Origin of the sequence: Microcoleus sp. PH2017_34_RAT_O_A (assembly GCF_020737885.1) — a bacterium.
Taxonomy (GTDB): domain Bacteria; phylum Cyanobacteriota; class Cyanobacteriia; order Cyanobacteriales; family Microcoleaceae; genus Microcoleus.
This window is the reverse complement of record NZ_JAEQDD010000025.1, coordinates 1-15,969: the sequence shown is the minus strand read 5'-3', so window position 1 is coordinate 15,969 and position 15,969 is coordinate 1. Positions and strand designations below refer to the sequence as shown.

The 15,969-nt window shown below is 44.7% G+C and carries 14 protein-coding genes; 2 read left to right on the top strand and 12 right to left on the bottom strand.

Annotation, left to right across the window (positions count from 1 at the left end; translation table 11 throughout):
- Positions 1 to 42: 42 nt before the first annotated feature.
- From JGK11_RS11360 to JGK11_RS11310, 11 genes are all read right to left on the bottom strand, one after another.
- A complete protein-coding gene (locus JGK11_RS11360) occupies positions 43 to 1,812 on the bottom strand; it encodes a tetratricopeptide repeat protein (protein ID WP_293211702.1) in 1,770 nt (589 codons plus the stop codon).
- A complete protein-coding gene (locus JGK11_RS11355; protein WP_293211700.1) occupies positions 1,752 to 2,564 on the bottom strand; it encodes an RNA polymerase sigma factor in 813 nt (270 codons plus the stop codon). Before JGK11_RS11355 ends, JGK11_RS11360 begins: the two co-directional genes overlap by 61 nt.
- Positions 2,565 to 3,052: 488 nt before the next feature.
- Positions 3,053 to 5,263 (bottom strand): pyridoxal-dependent decarboxylase, encoded by a 2,211-nt coding sequence (locus JGK11_RS11350; protein ID WP_293211697.1) that lies wholly within the window; start codon positions 5,261 to 5,263, stop codon positions 3,053 to 3,055.
- 673 nt (positions 5,264 to 5,936) lie between these two features.
- A complete protein-coding gene (locus JGK11_RS11345; RefSeq protein ID WP_293190718.1) occupies positions 5,937 to 6,299 on the bottom strand; it encodes a hypothetical protein in 363 nt (120 codons plus the stop codon).
- 88 nt (positions 6,300 to 6,387) lie between these two features.
- Positions 6,388 to 6,639, bottom strand: a complete 252-nt coding sequence (locus JGK11_RS32860) for a hypothetical protein (RefSeq protein ID WP_325315582.1) — start codon at positions 6,637 to 6,639, stop codon at positions 6,388 to 6,390.
- A gap of 1,279 nt (positions 6,640 to 7,918) precedes the next feature.
- A complete protein-coding gene (locus JGK11_RS11335; protein ID WP_293211692.1) occupies positions 7,919 to 8,170 on the bottom strand; it encodes a hypothetical protein in 252 nt (83 codons plus the stop codon).
- A 19-nt stretch (positions 8,171 to 8,189) separates the two neighbouring features.
- Positions 8,190 to 9,212, bottom strand: a complete 1,023-nt coding sequence (locus JGK11_RS11330) for a GntR family transcriptional regulator (RefSeq protein ID WP_293211690.1) — start codon at positions 9,210 to 9,212, stop codon at positions 8,190 to 8,192.
- A gap of 90 nt (positions 9,213 to 9,302) precedes the next feature.
- A complete protein-coding gene (locus tag JGK11_RS11325; protein ID WP_293190715.1) occupies positions 9,303 to 9,653 on the bottom strand; it encodes a hypothetical protein in 351 nt (116 codons plus the stop codon).
- Positions 9,654 to 10,767: 1,114 nt separating this feature from the next.
- Complete coding sequence (locus tag JGK11_RS11320; RefSeq protein ID WP_293190713.1) at positions 10,768 to 10,947, bottom strand: hypothetical protein; 180 nt, start codon at positions 10,945 to 10,947, stop codon at positions 10,768 to 10,770.
- Between the two features lie 369 nt (positions 10,948 to 11,316).
- A complete protein-coding gene (locus tag JGK11_RS11315) occupies positions 11,317 to 12,942 on the bottom strand; it encodes a tryptophan halogenase family protein (RefSeq protein ID WP_293190711.1) in 1,626 nt (541 codons plus the stop codon).
- A gap of 363 nt (positions 12,943 to 13,305) precedes the next feature.
- On the bottom strand, positions 13,306 to 13,785 hold the full coding sequence (locus JGK11_RS11310) for a hypothetical protein (RefSeq protein ID WP_293190709.1): 480 nt from the start codon (positions 13,783 to 13,785) through the stop codon (positions 13,306 to 13,308).
- A 696-nt stretch (positions 13,786 to 14,481) separates the two neighbouring features.
- Here JGK11_RS11310 and JGK11_RS11305 point away from each other — a divergent pair.
- Positions 14,482 to 15,174: an iron-containing redox enzyme family protein gene (locus JGK11_RS11305; RefSeq protein WP_293190707.1), complete on the top strand. Its 693-nt coding sequence runs from the start codon at positions 14,482 to 14,484 to the stop codon at positions 15,172 to 15,174.
- Between the two features lie 128 nt (positions 15,175 to 15,302).
- On the opposite strand, the gene JGK11_RS11300 is transcribed toward JGK11_RS11305, so the two are convergent.
- On the bottom strand, positions 15,303 to 15,521 hold the full coding sequence (locus JGK11_RS11300) for a hypothetical protein (RefSeq protein WP_293184639.1): 219 nt from the start codon (positions 15,519 to 15,521) through the stop codon (positions 15,303 to 15,305).
- Positions 15,522 to 15,568: 47 nt separating this feature from the next.
- Here JGK11_RS11300 and JGK11_RS11295 point away from each other — a divergent pair, with 47 nt between their 5' ends.
- Positions 15,569 to 15,829, top strand: a complete 261-nt coding sequence (locus JGK11_RS11295; protein ID WP_293190705.1) for a hypothetical protein — start codon at positions 15,569 to 15,571, stop codon at positions 15,827 to 15,829.
- Positions 15,830 to 15,969: the final 140 nt, after the last annotated feature.

The window sequence follows — 15,969 nt, the reverse complement described above, 5'->3', positions numbered from 1 at the left end:
TTTTTCGACTTACACTCATTTTTTCTCCCCCAAAATCCACCCTCAACCCCCAGAACCCTTATACCTCCTATCTTTCAGCCGCCGTATATTTTTTTCAACTTCCCCACGAGTCGGATACAACAACTCCTGACGCAAAGCACTCTCATAAGCCTCTATCGCTCCCAACTTATCCCCCAACCCCACCAAGGCTCTCCCTAACCAGTAATCAGCCATAGTCGGATTAAATGCCCTCAATTTCTGACTTCCCTCACAAGCTGCTTCCCACCATCCCTTACTAGCCCCATCATCCCTCAGCTCTCGGTAACTCTCCCCTAGCCACACTGCCGCAGGTACTGATTGCAGATAACTTTCTCCTGGTAAAATATGCCATCCTTTCTCCAACGCCTCTACTGCTTCCTGATGTTTTCCAGCCAAAGCCAACACCCTGCCATGACAAAACCAAGCATCGGCTAACTGAGGCTGTAGTTTTGTCCCCTCTTCAGAAACCTGACACCCCCTTTCAACCTCTTTCAAGGATTCCACCAAGACTCGCCCCGCAGTCGCCCAAACACTCCAGCGTTGAGGAAACCGCTCAAGCATCTCTTCCACTATGGAAGCAAGATTCATCTTACTCTCCCCTCCTCTAACTCCCCCCTCATCACCTCTAACTCCCCTCTCATCACCTCTAACTCCCCTCTCATCACCTCTAACTCCCCTCTCATCACCTCTAACTTCCCTCCCTTCTCCTCTAACTCCCCTCTCCGCACTTCGTGCCGCTTCGCTAACGCAGGAGAGGGGCAGGGGGAGAGGTTGCACCGACAAAATCTCACACAAACCCCGATAAATTTCACACTCATCAGGATACAGATGATAAGCTTTCCCCATCATTTCCGCCGCCTTGTCATATTCCCCCGTCTCAAACAAGCAGCGCCCATAGTAATACCAACCATGAGGATTATTCGGGTGTTGTGCGGTAAACTCTGCTAACACCTCCAAACCTTCCTTCCAATCTCCTCGAAAGATGTGATAATATGCCAGAGATTTGTGAGCCTCAGCCCCATGAGGATACTGTCGCAGAGCAGAGGTAATTATCTTTTTCGTCTCCTTCCCCTCCTTCCCAGATATCAATCTCATCGCGCAACGCTCATTCAACTGTCGTTGAAGTACCCGGAAATCATCAGCAGCTAAGACGATTAATTTATGCAACCGTCGCTGTGCTTCCTGAAGATTCCCCACCGCCATTAGGGCATCATAGCTATGAATTAAGGCGACAATATCATCAGGGTTAAGTGACAAAATCATCTCAAAGGCTCCTAAAGCCCCAACAGGATTCTCTCTCCCCATCTGCAATTGTCCCAAAACCAGCCAGTTAGCTACGTTATCTGGTTGTAGGTTAGCCGCAGTTTCCAACGCAGTGATGGCTTTTTTACTGTCACCTCGACAAATTGCGATCGCTCCATTGATATACTGTCCTATCCCTTCATTGTCGCATAATGGTAAGGCACTCTGATAAACTGCGATCGCCTCAGCTTCCCTTCCCATTAGCTGCAAGAGTTTCCCCAATTTTAACAACACATCTATTAATTGAGGTTGCCGCTCAATGACTTGGCGATACTCCTCAACCGCCCGCTCCCAGTTACCAATTACTGACAGGAGATTAGCTAATTCCAAGCGTTTCTTCCAGCCCGAGGGATACTGCTCCACATACTGACTTAATGCGTTCAGCTTCTGCTCTTGTCTCGTTAGCTTTTTTTCTAAGACTAGATGAACATTCAACTCCACCCCAGAGCAGTGGGTGACTGGTACCAAGCAGGAAAAATTGTTTCCAGACATATTGCGCTTACTTGATAATTAAGAGAACAATCAAAGCGCCCCTTTTGTTGGGGGAATGGAGCTATTTTTTGGTAAATCGTGATTATTTCATCGGAGTGAAAACTTTCCATTCCGGGCTCTCCCTTTTTGTCCGGTGACTCGGAGGAATTTAACAGAGAATTGTCCAACCCTGACAAATACTTTGTCAAACGCTTTTGCAGAATTTTTCGCGCTTGTGAAATACGTTTGCGAAGGTTTTCGTAGGATACACCTAGCTTTTGTACTATTTCCAGATAGGATTTTTCCGCAATGAAGTGTAGGATAAAAGGTTCGCGCAGTTTGGGCGGCAAATCCTCAATAGCGCGTTGGATTATCATTGCTAATTCGCAGTGTAAAGCGACAGTTTCAGGACTATGGGAGAGAGAAACCAGTCCCTCTTCCCCTTTTTCAATTATTACTTCCAAACTCTCAACCCGATCGCCCAACCTCTTATTTTCTCGATGTATATCCATACAGAGGTTATAAGTCAGTCGGGTCAACCAAGCTTTAAAATTAGTGATGACACCAGTAGAATCTTGACTCTTCTCAAAGGCTTTGAGCATCGCTCGACTGAGTACCTCTTCGGCATTAGTCGCGTTTCCGTCCATCCACTTCAAACAGCAACGGTAAAGATAATCTCGGTGCTGGTTCCATTGTTGCCAAAAATTTGTGCTTGTATCTGACGAGCGATCCGACTGCTTTGAAATGCTAGATAATTGAGAACCTAATTTCATTTCTAATGCCTAAACTCTGGCTGTAAGTTTCAAGTAATCTTGGAGGTTGTGGTTGACAGTCACACCGCGATCGTTCTATCAAAGCTGCTGAACACCAGGGTCTAGGAAAATACCCTACCTAAATATTAGTAATACTTACCCAAATTTTACACTCAAATTGACTGGTAAATAGGCGTGAGTCAACCGTATTGTGCAACCAAATGTAAAATCATACAAACTCTTGCTGTTGCTTTTTTTAATGAATTTTGCCTGCAAGCCATACCTGTAGAACCCATCCAATATGTAGTTTGCTAGTAACTCAAGTACGAATGCCGATGCGAATTGCATCTCCATCTTGGCATTTCGTACTTGATTTACCTGCTGCCAGCTACGGCTCTCTGCCCTGATTCAACAATCCGTACTCTGGATTGGTGAGAAATCAAGAAAAAGAACAAACCGCCCAGGCTTTTAATCCTAATGCGCGCGCATCTGTGAAGCGCTGGACTGCATTACATTTTCGACTCGGAAATCACCGGCATTATATTTTCGACTTGGAAATCACCGGGATTTTCGTTGATAACCTGGTTAACTGTATCGCGCAATATTTTTTCTAGCACGTCAATAAATGAACCAGTTGCAGTTTCTGTGACCCAGGGGTCCATCACTACAGAACGCAGAACGGTGATGGGCATGTCTGATGAGCCATCTACTCCCAAACGTTGTTTGTAGGTTTTGATGAATTCTGTCCCGTAGGACTTTTCGTAGAAATCCGTCGTGCTCACAATCAGATCGTAAGCAGAGATATCAGTCTCCGGTTCGATGCTCAGCTTCTCGTAAATTGTTTGGTTGAGTTTGTTTGCCTTCTCTAAATTGTTGTTGACTTTGCCCGATGGAGTCTTGAAGTTGAAAGCATAGACCAAGATATTTTGGTCGGGTCCAATTTCTTTCAGGAGGGCCATTGCGTCTGGGTTATTTTGGATCTCCTCATTAGTTTTGCCATCAATCAAATCCCCAACTTGTTGTTCGGTAACATCGTCTGGGAGAGCGGATAGAGGAACTACGATAAAACGATCTTCGGGCTTGTTCATGCACATTAGCCGCGCGTAAAGCTTGTCACAACTGTACAAAGCCTGACCCAAGAGTTTGCCGTAGCCGCTTTTTGTGGGTCGAATTACTCGATGGCTCAAATATACTGAAGCACAAGCAGCCCCGGGTTTAGAACCCTCTATACCGTAAATACCTGTTGTTGGTTCAGCATCGCCGTGAAATATATAAGGCGCAGCAAAGGTAACTAGAGAGCGCATGGCTGAATTGCGGTAGCAAAGTGCTCCTGCCGGATACGGGATGTAACCTGCTTTGTGAGGATCGACGGTGATAGAATCAGTCTCGCCGAGCGCTTCAAATTGGGTGGTTACGTAGGCACTTAACGGTGAAATTGGTGGGGGAGCGGAGCGAAAGGGTAGGGGTTCGATTTCAAAGTCATCGCGCAATATAGATGCAAAATAGCCTCCCCAAGCTGCATCAGCATGAACTGTAAATTCTAAACCTTGCGTCCGATATTCTTCCCGCAAATCGAGAATTTCCCGCAGCGGATCGACTGCGCCTTCTTCAGTGCTTCCCATCACCGCCACTACTGTGTACACGGGTATTTTTTCTGCCAAGCATTTATCGAGATGATCGCGGAGATCATCTATCTTCATTCGACCGTTCGCATCCACATCAACGTCTTTCATGTGGGACGCTCCCATGCCTAGCAGTGCTGCTGCTTTGGGGAAAGAGTAGTGCTTGCTGCCCGGTACAAAAAACAAAGGTTCTGGCACATCGCTCAGGAAATTTTTGGCAAACTTTTGTATTCCCAAATCTTGCAGCGAATATTTTGACACAGCATCTGAGAGGACAGTCGAATCGATACCATACTCCGATTTGAGACGGGCGGGCAATCCTAGAATGTCATCGGCTTTGAGGTTGAGCAGTTGCCAAACAGTTAGTTCAATTAAAGGCTTCACCACCAAAATACCGCCGTCGTAAAAAGAAACCTCGATATTTTTTGCTTCTGGTGTCAAGTCGTTGATTACAGCTTGTTGCAAAGCAATGGGATAGAACTTGAGATTTCTAGCTGACCATAGAGCCTCTATATTGGCAACTGTACCCCCACAAGTTATGTGTCCCCAGGGAGCAATCTCTTCCTCATTTTCCGGGATTTTGTATCCCAGCATGAGGCACAAATCGTTACCGACGATAATTTCCAGGTAGGTCGTTGCTGTTGATGCTTCAAATGCTACGTTATTGGGGTTGTAGAGCATCGCCGCGAAGTAACCAACCACGCTCGGCATTGTCAAATCCCAGTTCATGTGCCCTTGATAGCGCATGCTGAAGAAAGGAACTGACTTTTTGAGAAACTCCAACAATGAGTGATAGCCCTCATTGAAATTCTCCATTGCCTGTAAATATTCTGGAGACTGCTTAATTTCCTCTGTAATGTGCTCGGGATCTTTTGGGTGATAATTTTTTCTCCAGTCAGCCTGGTCGCGAATTGCTTCTACAATTAAAGTCTCCAGCACGCCAGCATTTTCTCCCTTTGGCCCCATAAACCAGGCTTCAAGGGAGCGCGTTCCTGACGTGCTGTCCAGTTTTGGAAGGTTGGAAGAACGGGAAAGTTCTTGCAGGTTGCGGCGGGCTTTTTCAAAGCCTTGACTTTGAGTGTCTCTTGGAGTATTCATCAAACAATAATTCCTGTGTTGTTAGGTTCGCGCCATAAATCATGCTGTTGTTTCTCTATTGGTACAGTACCGATAGAGAGTTTTGAACGAGAGCGGCTGTTAACACCAATAGTTGCGCTCATTCAAGCCTGTCACTGAGGCAAAATCTTTGCTAGTTGCATTTCATTTGGTTTTAATCGCATTTAGTCCCGACGGAAGTTTAACTTCAGTCGATACATTTTCCTGCGTGTCAATAGAGCCGCAAAAACCAAAGGTTCGGTAGTTTGCTCGGTCTGACTTGTTTTATCCGCTTGTACGGTATTAAAATACCTGTATAGTAGTATAAGTAATAAATTTTACGTTTGTCAAGTTAAAATTTCGCTGCGGATATCATATGTAGCCAATACAAATGATTTATGCAAGTTTTGCAGCAACTCTCATTTGCAGGAACCTTGGAATCGATTAGGTAAAGGCTCTTAACACTTCTGCGCTACCAACAGGCTTCAATTTTTATGTGCAACTGATATATTGCCTTTCGCGCGCCTGCATCATCTCGAATGCAGTTGAGGGGAGTAGCGCTTCGGGGCGGGTTTTGAGGTCTTAAATGTTACACGCGTACAAAAATCTCGAAATTTTGACAGTGTATGTTTCCCAATTTTGTGGGCTTTCTGGTTTTTATAGCTCTCCATTGCCCTCACTTTCCTTCCACTTCCACCTGCAACTGATACACACTCAAACTGGGATGTTCGCCAAGTAGCCGCCAGCAATATCCCTCAGCAGTTGGGGTGGGTCGCGTTCCTTGGCTATAGAGGAATATTGGCTCGTTTCTCATCAATGCGGTGAATATCTGCCGCTCCCTGTCTTTGCCATCATCCCAGATGAGGTGAGCTTTGCCGAAATAGCCAACACCCATCAAACTAGCGAACAACCATTCCATGAGAGCTAGCTGCTGTTCCTGAGTTAACGCGGGTTGACCGCAAGTATCGATTTCGGGTGGCTGGGATTTGGGTTTGAGGGAGGCGATGAGGGCGGTGGCGAGGTTGAGGTACTTTTTCATTTCTTAGTTGGCGTAGGTTTTCACCTGAATCGGTACGACAAGGGGTGTTTTGTTAGCGGCATCAATTCGATACGTTATTCCAGCCATTTCACTTCCCGAACGGCTGTCCCCAATACTGCCAACACTCTTTGTTAAAAGGAGATTTCCACTTGTAAATCAGCTCTGATTCCAATTGCAACCGCTGTTTGCGATTACCGGGCGCTCCGTACCAAAATGCAATACTTACAGCGACATTGAGGGAATAGCTGCGGTGCAATCCGATGTAATTTTCAATGTATTTATGACAATCGTGGCTCATCCACCGCTGTTTTGGAGTGCGTTGCGTTTCTCCGACGTACAGCAGCAGCGGGAGCGCGTTATCGATAACGAAGTAGAGGCAAGTGCGATCGCCCGAATCGGGTCGATCGCAAAATGAAAGGTTTTGATACTCCCCAGGGCTAAAGCCACGGGGATTCTTGAATGAATCGGAAAACTCTCAAAGGCGTTATCAAATCACCTCTATTCGCTCAAAACAACTACCCGTACAAAAGGTATTGCAATTGCGCTTACTTTAAATTGTGTTTGCTTGTCAGTATCCATCACATTTGCCAGATAGGTACGCAACACACATTCTGCCATTACTTGTCAGTTATACAGGCTTACTACATGAATGGTAGTGGTGGCTCACTGCGCCGGGATTTCTCCGATACAAGACAAGTTTCAACACGTAGATGGGTTTTTTATTAGAGAGTCGATGGCAGGGTGTCCCCCACCACCTCTCCTACAAAACCGTGCTTGCGACTTTCACCGCACACGGCTCCTGAGTGATGTAATCCTGGGTATGGATATAGTACGAACGCATCAGAAATGATTCATACCACTTGATAGTTTTCCTTTTACCCCTACATCCCACCATCAGATTTTTCTGTGGTATTAGGCTTTTAAAGGGTTACTCAGTCTCCATCTTTTACACCACCCGGCGCTGTCAGCATATCTCTACTATTACGGTAGAGCTTTGGCTTCTGCAACCATCTCTCACACTCACAGCTTACGGCTAGCAACCTACTTAATTATTTAAGGGCTGTGAGTGCTTTACTTCGTTCCAAATACACATTGTTTGAGTTTTTAGTGCGATGCTATCCACCGGGTTTATGGGCGGTGCTTATAGGTCGAGTAAACAATCGCCTATGCCCTATCCTTGCCTTTTGGCTTGGTCTTAATCAGTCTTTACCGTGTTTTGCGACGGGTTTATTCTGATTGAGCCGTTAGACCATCTTAGATAACGATGGTTCAGACACATCTTTGCTTTCGCTGCACATGAACTCTTGCTTGACAGTTACCAGTTTCGGCTACCAGTAGTCTGTCTTTTATCCCCGCTTTACCCTGTTAGTTGCTACCTGACAAGATAGGGGATATGCTTTAACCGCTGCACTTGCGGACTGGGATTAAGAATGACCCGCACCCAGATGTGTATCCAGTTATTATGACTTTATAGTCATCCTAGTCATCCCCCAAGTATTGTTACTCAGTTTCGGCTAAACGAATCGCACACTTACAATCTAATTATAACAAATCTTTAGATCCATTATGTAAATAAATATTAAAGGCGGTTGAAACCGCTGCCGACTTCCTCCTCATGTCTAAAGCCAGAGGCACGCCGGGCTCGTTTTTCGGTGAAGTTGCAGGGTAAAAGGGTCGAGGGTATTGGAGTAGCAAGGATTGGGAGTTAACTCGAATAAAGTTCCCTGCTGCGGTTGCTCGGTACTAGCAAATTGCTGACACTCGAAAATTCGGTTTTTCCAAGAATGTAGGGCATCAGCGCTCATCGCCAATTGAGATGCCGGAGGAGGATAGTTGGAGTTGAATTTGGGAAAAAGTTCGAGTTGTTTCACAAGTTTGGAAAGATTCGGATTACATTAACTTTTCCATTTCAACAGCAGCCAAACGAGCTTGAAGTACCAACAAGTTTATCGGATCTATGGCGATACGAAAAGTCATTACTTTCAAGTTTTGGGGGACGTATTTACTCAACCGACTCTCTACTTGACTCGAACAGACTATCAAATCAAATTGATCCAGGTCAAAATCATTATTTTGAACGGTTTCGAGGGTAACGGCTTCTGACTCTACGTGATGCACGTTGTACTCGATTATCTCCTTCATCGCTTCGCTGCTAATTTGTTCTTTACATACGAATAACAGCTTGGCATTGCGGGGCAGCGGTGAAATACAGCTTAGCAATTGCATATCCGGTTGCACGTCAATTCCGATTACTTCTTTGTTGGGATCTGCCAGCTTCGCTACATCCCACAAGTTTTTAATAGTTGTTACCACCAAATCTGCCGCCAACAACTGTTGAACTGATTCTGCTTCCTTATTTTTTAACGTGTTCCAATCAATTGATACTAAAGCTAACCCGGTTGCAGATTGAATGCTGCTGCCAATATCGATACTATCTGGGAAAAAATTCACAAATGCTACGTTGATTTGATGGCGATCGACAAGGACTGCTTGAGCGTAAGCTGCTGCTGAAAACTCCGACACGCTCAGCCCACTTTGAGATGCAGAGCGAAAAGCTTGACCGAGCAAGTCGTAGAAACTTTTCCGGGCTATTATTTGTTTCACAGACTGGGAATCGGCGATAAAAGTTCCTTTGCCCCGCAGACCTATCAAATATCCTGAATTAATCAGTTCGTTGTACACCAAGGCTACAGTATTGTGGTTGACTCCTAAATGCTTTGCTAAATGAACGCCCGGTGGTAGTGGCTGGTTCGGCTTGAGACTGCCCCGCACGATCAATAGCTTAATCTGCTCGGTAATTTGAGCGGCAATTGTTAGAGGCGCTCCAGTATCCACAACAATAGGGAGTAAAACCGGGTCTTTCATGTAAGCTGGCATATTTGTGACTATTTTAGTAATTAATCTTTTTGACATTCAAGCAATTTCTAAAATTCAGTACGAAAAGCGCCCTCTCTCTTAAAATGTATGTTTGCACTCCGCTTTTTGTGGGTACTTTTCTATCCATTAATTAAGTTTACATATCCACAGACGCCCGGCGTATTCCCCATCAGCCCACAACGGTTTAGAATAGCGTTCGATTGTGCGGCCGTCCCTCAGTTGAACTTTTTCGTGACATTCTAGCTGAGTCTGCTTGTAAATTTCTGTTATGTTCTTGAGAAAAACTTGGGGATTGTCGAATTGTTCGGCAACAAACTGCAACGCTAGGCGATCGGATAGCGACCTGATAATAAATTCGGGTAGGTTCCAGATTTTTAAGAAACTGGGAGTCAGCCCTGAAATTTGTCTCTGGCTGTTTACTAACAAAATTCCAGAGTTTGCATCTTGATTTTTTAACTGGTCTGAAATTGGCAACATTAAAAAGTGATTGGGGTTCGGGGTTACTTTTTATTAAGAAAAATAAATATTTAGTTTGTTTCTCCAATATTTAATTTTCTTATCACACTTTTAAAACTGTAGAAGGACAGTTTTACCTACTTACAATACATCCTACCACAACTGAAACACGAAAGTTCCCAGATAACACTGGTTGACTGGTACTACGGGTCGCTCCTGGCTATCCGGTGATTGATATAGCTTATGTGTCTCAGGGTAAGGATTTCAGCGATTTCATCGCCAAATCTTTGTGCTTTTCGATACAGTAGACCTCTCCCATAATTCCAATCCCTTCCCCCGCTTGGTTTTGGGAACCCGGCCCCCTAAAGGGCCCAGGGCTGTTTCATTCTCTTGTAGGGGCGGTGCCAAGAGTGCCCGCCCGATGTCTGAAACACCTACAAAATCGTGGAGGGGGAGGGTAGGCACGGGGGCACTACCCCTACAAAACGATGATTCGTCTGAGAATGAAACAGCCCTGCTCAAGGGCCTGGCTGCCAAAACCAACGCTTCAATAAGGGTTTCAACGGTCGAGCGATAAAAACTGCCCGGTTTCATGATCTAAATTTTACTGTTTTTTTTCAGCTTGTAGGGACTTTTATTGACACATAACGATCGCACCTATTCGCCATCTTACTAATCCACATACCACCAAAATTTTTCGATTTTCAGCGAAATCTTTCCGATGCTACTCTCCAGATTTTTAGTAATCTAATTAGATGTTCGACAAAGATTCTTTTTTGAGCCTTTGATTTATTGGCTCTTTTTGACGAGCATACAGATTTTCGGCATTTGTAATTAGTTGTATTAATTGGTCGTAGTCTATGCCCAACATTCTTTGAGTCTCGGATGGATGCTTTTCAAGATATTCTCGAAGCTGGCTCATGTTGAGAGGGGGTAAAATTTAATTATACTTTAAGAGCGATCGATCAACTATTTCTTTTTGGGAGAGGTCTTTTGAAGACCCAGTTTTTTCAAGACAATTATTGAGTGGGTTCGGGGGCTGAAAATTTGGTTCAAGCATTAGAATAACTTAGTATTTTTTGAGGTAAGCGAGCTAGATAATTTTTGTATTCAGTATTTCATCCTCCTATTCGCGTCATTCTATTTTATTTGCTGTACGACTAGCACTCATCAAACTGGCGAACAACCATTCCATCAAAGCTTGCTCCTCGGGGGCGGCGAGTGCGGGTTGGCAGTAGCTGTCGATTTCGGGTAATTGGGATTTGTGTTTGAGAGAAGCGATGAAGGCGGTGGCGAGGTTGAGGTACTTTTTCACGGTGGCGGAGATGCGTCTGTTTGTGAACGTGCGATCGCACAGCGACTCAGAAATGCAGCATAATTGCAGTTGCCCTCAATCACCTTTTTTGGGGTCAGTATTGCAGGAACAAAGCAATTGATTGCGGGCTGGTATCGCAGCTTTGCTGCTTCTGTTCCAAAAAGCGATCGCCCCTAACAACGGCAAATTGCAGGAAGCGACCGCTCTCTGAAATTTAGTAGAGGTGCGGCCGTTGACTTTAGAAGCATTTTCCCAGAAACTGCGGTATCGGACTCGCTTAAGAAAATACCGCTTAGCACGCGCTTGCAGATTGAGTCAATGAAAAGTCAGACCAGCACGCACACAACTCAACTTCTCAGCTTACGTTATTTAAACCAGGCATAGGTCATTTTCAGTAACGTACTCAGAACGCTCTTGAGATTTCATCACGTGCGTTAAGTATTCATACTGGGATGGCAAAGTAGCACTCAGGTGACGTGCTTTTTGCTCGATCGCGTTGAACCGGGCTAATGCTTTCTCGTCATCAATATGATCTAAAAGCGGCAAACTGCCTTCAGGTTTATGATTGAGTCCGAGCAGCATTACGGAGTAAGAGTAAGTTTCAAACCCGTGAAAATTTGGATTGATATTCTTTTTATTGGGCAGCCTTTTTTTCCACAAGTTAAACCTCTCACGCAGTTCCTCTGATACCTTAATTTCGTGCTTTGTTGCTTGCCAAAACGGCGTGTCTGCTCGATCGCTAGCGTAATAATGAAGTGTCAAAAAGTCGCGAACGCCATCAATACAATTAGCAATAGCTCTATTGTAGTTTCGGATCAGCTCGTCGCTAAATGACTTGCCTGGAAAGTGGTTGACTAGCTCTTCAATTCCATGCTGGATAAAAAATATCCCGGTAGACTCTAACGGTTCGACAAACCCACTGGACAAACCGATGGCTACACAGTTCTTCACCCATGAATTCCTGTTGCGCCCGATTCTCATTTTGATGTGCGATGCTTTGCAGTTATTAGAAGCTTCTCCCAAATGCTGGCGGAACTCTTGCTCTGCTTCCTCTTTGGAGATAAACGCACTCGAATAAACGTACCCCGTACCTGTTCTTCCGTAAAGAGGTATGTTCCAAATCCAGCCAGAACTCTGTGCGGTTGCGGTTGTATAAGGAGCGATCCCATTTTTCTTGATATCAGTCGGTACTTGCATGGCAATTGCGCTGTCGCAAAGCAGCGATTCTGAAAAAGAAATAAACGGTTCATCAAGAGCTTTATTGATTAGCAAGCCGCGAAAACCCGTACAATCTACGAACAAGTCTCCGCTGAGACTGCCATGTTTTTCGGTATGGATGCAATCTATGCTTCCGTCCTCTGTTAACTTTACATCTACCACATCATCAACAATCTGCCGGACACCCCTTTGTGTAGAATAATCTTTCAAAAACCTAGCAATTAAATTCGCATCAAAATGATAAGCGTAGGGATACTGTCCTTCTGCATCGGCAAGCGTTACAAGTCTCTTTTGAGATAAATGATCGTCTGAAAATAAATGTTGCACTCTTTCGTCAAAGACTTTGCCATCTAAGTATCTGGGAGACTTTTGGGCATCGCACAGCGTAGGTGTCATGAAACAAGAATAGTCAAATGGTACGCTGGAACTTTTTAGTTTAAGCCACCATTCAGAGATACTGAACCCATCTATGAAATCAAATTTTTCAAAAGTGTGGTAGAAATGCCTTCTGTCTGAATTCCAATCAACAAATTTAATTGCCATTTTATAAGTGGCATTACACTTTGGCATCCATTCATACTCTTGCAAGCCCAGAAAATCGAAAAATGATTTGATGCTGCTAAAAGTTGCCTCACCTACTCCTACTGTTGTGATGTTAGAAGATTCTACTAGGGTAATCCGAACATTTTTATCCAGAGCTTTGCTCAAATAAGCGGCTGTCATCCAACCTGCTGATCCACCACCAACAATTACAACATTTACTGTATTTGATGACATTAGATAGTACCTCCTAAAGAATATGGTCAATATGAATTGCCGTCATTAAACTGAACTAAAAAGGCACACATTTTTTTGCCTGCCTTTTGCGATTAGATAGCTCGCAAGAAAACAGTAATGCTTTTACCAAAGGTACAAGAAAGTGGCATTGTTTTAATAGAGCTATTAAACGTGAGTTCGGGTTAAGCAGAACAAAGCAAGTTCTTATCCATGGCGATTCCTGGCTTTTTGGGTTGATGGCAATAAGCAATCAACCCACAGAGAATATTGATAAAATGGATGCTTTTCAAGATATTCTCGAAGTTAGCTCATGTTGAGAGGGGGTAAAATTTCATTATAATTTAAGAGCGATCGGTCAACCATTTATTTTTGGAATATGTCTAAAAAAGGGCAAATATAAACTATTGATTTTGGCTCATCAAATATGAATTTGTCAGGTTCGCGACTTTTCCAGACTCTCCCTACATATTGTTCTTCAAACCATTGCGACTGAGAAGATATCTCTAACAGCCGACCGCATTTAAATTTAATAATTGCATAAATATTCAATTCCGGCTTTTGGTATACTTCTGTTATTTGTTTAACAAATTTTTGAGGTTCTTCTAAATAGTGAGAAACTAACTCTAAACCTTGGGACTCGTTCTGTGAGTCTATAACGTATTTTGGGACACTCCACAACTCTACAAAATTTTGATTTATACTCACTATTCTTCTGTTATTATCGACTACAAGAATTCCCGTATTAGATTGACTTTTCCCTTGATATAATTTGCTCATAATTGTGATGTTTGGGTATTTTTGATGAAGCATACCTAAAGCAAGTCTAACAGAGTTGGGAAGCAACTTGCTCTGGTTGCACGATCAGCCCATAAAATAGGTAGGTCGGTACGAATAAACTTCGCTGTGTCAGGACAGACGCAGAACTGACACTTTCACAAAGGCCTGGGATCGGTTTTCCGATCGGTACGTCTCTAATCGCCAATTAATTGGACAAACGTGGACTCAGCATACAAAATAAAACCAAGACGCCTCAAAAGCGGTCATTCTTTTTGGCATACCTGCTGGCATTACAGGACAGAGGCTATTGATACTGTTCGATGAAGACCCGCCTCAATGGGGCGTTTCTTAGGGATAAATCCCCCTCGGATTTCTCCGGTAATGTTTTCCTCGTCAATGTTAGTGGGGCTTGTCGTGCCGGAGACACTTCCTTAGCTAAATAGAGATGTTTAATCTCCGGCGACATAGCTATGGGCTGGAAAGCACCCATAGGTGTCGTGACCTTACTAACGTAGCCTGGTTAGAGACTTAGACTGGCTATCTTGTCCACTTTTGTCCAGTGTTTAGCGGATAGCAACGCTTACGTGTCTGGCAATGAGAGAAAAAAGAATAGAACACGGTAGGGCCACTCAAGGGGCATTAGTCTACTTGACTGGTTTTAGTATACTGCTTTATTATTATAATATACTGGCGCTTAACAAATTTCGCCCCCTAAAGGCACCAAATCTAGTCAAAGTAAAATTATACGGCAGGAGTGGATCTATGCAGTGGCTGTTAAGTTTGGCAGAAGAATATCGGAATCTCCTCCGAAATGGACATTTTTACGAAACCTTGGCAGTGACTTCAACGCCAGAGGAGATTAGAGGTTGGATTCGCCAGTTATATCACCTATCCCGCGATTTTACCTCGGCGCTATCTCTGCGCCATGCCATGTGCCACGACCCTTATTACCAAGGGTGCTTTGCCCGACATGCGATGGAGGAAGTCGATCACTGCGAACGGCTAATTGAGTGGATGCACACATATGATTTTCTGGAACCCGATGAGAGTCCAACTAACGTGCCGGCAACCCTTGAAACCATATCAGTAAACGCATATTGCTTTCGTTCAGTCCTGCGCGAATCAAACGCACACCAAATCATTACACTGAATTTAATCTCAGAAGGGGCGTCCTATGACTTCTTCTGTGCAGCGAGTCCGAAGCTTGCAAAGCTGGGGCTGCAAGCGGGTCGCTACTGGCAAATCCATAATCAGATTGACCAACAGCACCTAGCAATGGGACTTGACCTGATTCCTCAATGCGAGAAAGACTCATCTTTGGGTAAGGTCTACGCTCGGATTGCTTGGGAAATGACTTGTTTGTACGGTCAGATGCTGGACTCTTGGAGCCTTCTCGGTAACAAAACTACCGGGGACAGACACGAGCTTTCAAAAGTTGCAGCTTTGACAAGGTAATTGCGATCGCCCGCATTGATAGCAGCAAAAATAGTGGTGGCGCCCAGTGGTGGTGGTGTTTTCGATTAGCTTTTTGCTGCTATTCCACGCCTTGAGGTGAATGTTGCCATACCCGAGCCTTTCAGCCTTCAACCAACTTTGCGCTGCGATTCTCTCAAATGGCGTGCTACCAACAGCATTACTTGATTTTCCTCAGTCTCGTCCTTGAGCTCAGATAAGGCTCGTTCGATCCTCAAGAGCGGATGTTCTTCTCTCATCCTTCTTGTTTCAAAGTCATTCTCTTGGGAAACGATGCGAACTACGCTAGCGCACTCGCTACGCGGACGCAACCGGGCAATCACTTCCATGCACCGCCATTGATTGGGTAGAAGCTTTGCGGGAAGCAGCTTCGAGGGTGGGAGCAGCGCTGCCCGAACGCGAACACAGCCCTAGGGAAATAGAAATAGCAGCGAAGTGGGAGATGCGCCGGGGGATACTGGCTGCGGTGTACGCCCAGTGCCGGGATTGGCTGTGGGGCGAAGTAGGAAGTGGCGCCCTCAACCACTTGATTGCCGAGAGGAGCATGAGTCGAGAGGCGATCGCCGAGTTGGGATTGGCTACTACCACAGCAAGGATGAAGTTGCAGCAGCGCTCAAAGAGCAGAACCACAACTTAGAGATTGCCGAAGCAGTGGGAGTGTTGACCCGCAAGTGGGAAGGGTTAGGAACTGTAACTTAATTTATGGACAAAGCTACCCATCCTTGACTATTTGGGTAGCTTTTTGAGCAAATTGTGGCCGCACGAGACTATTTGCCC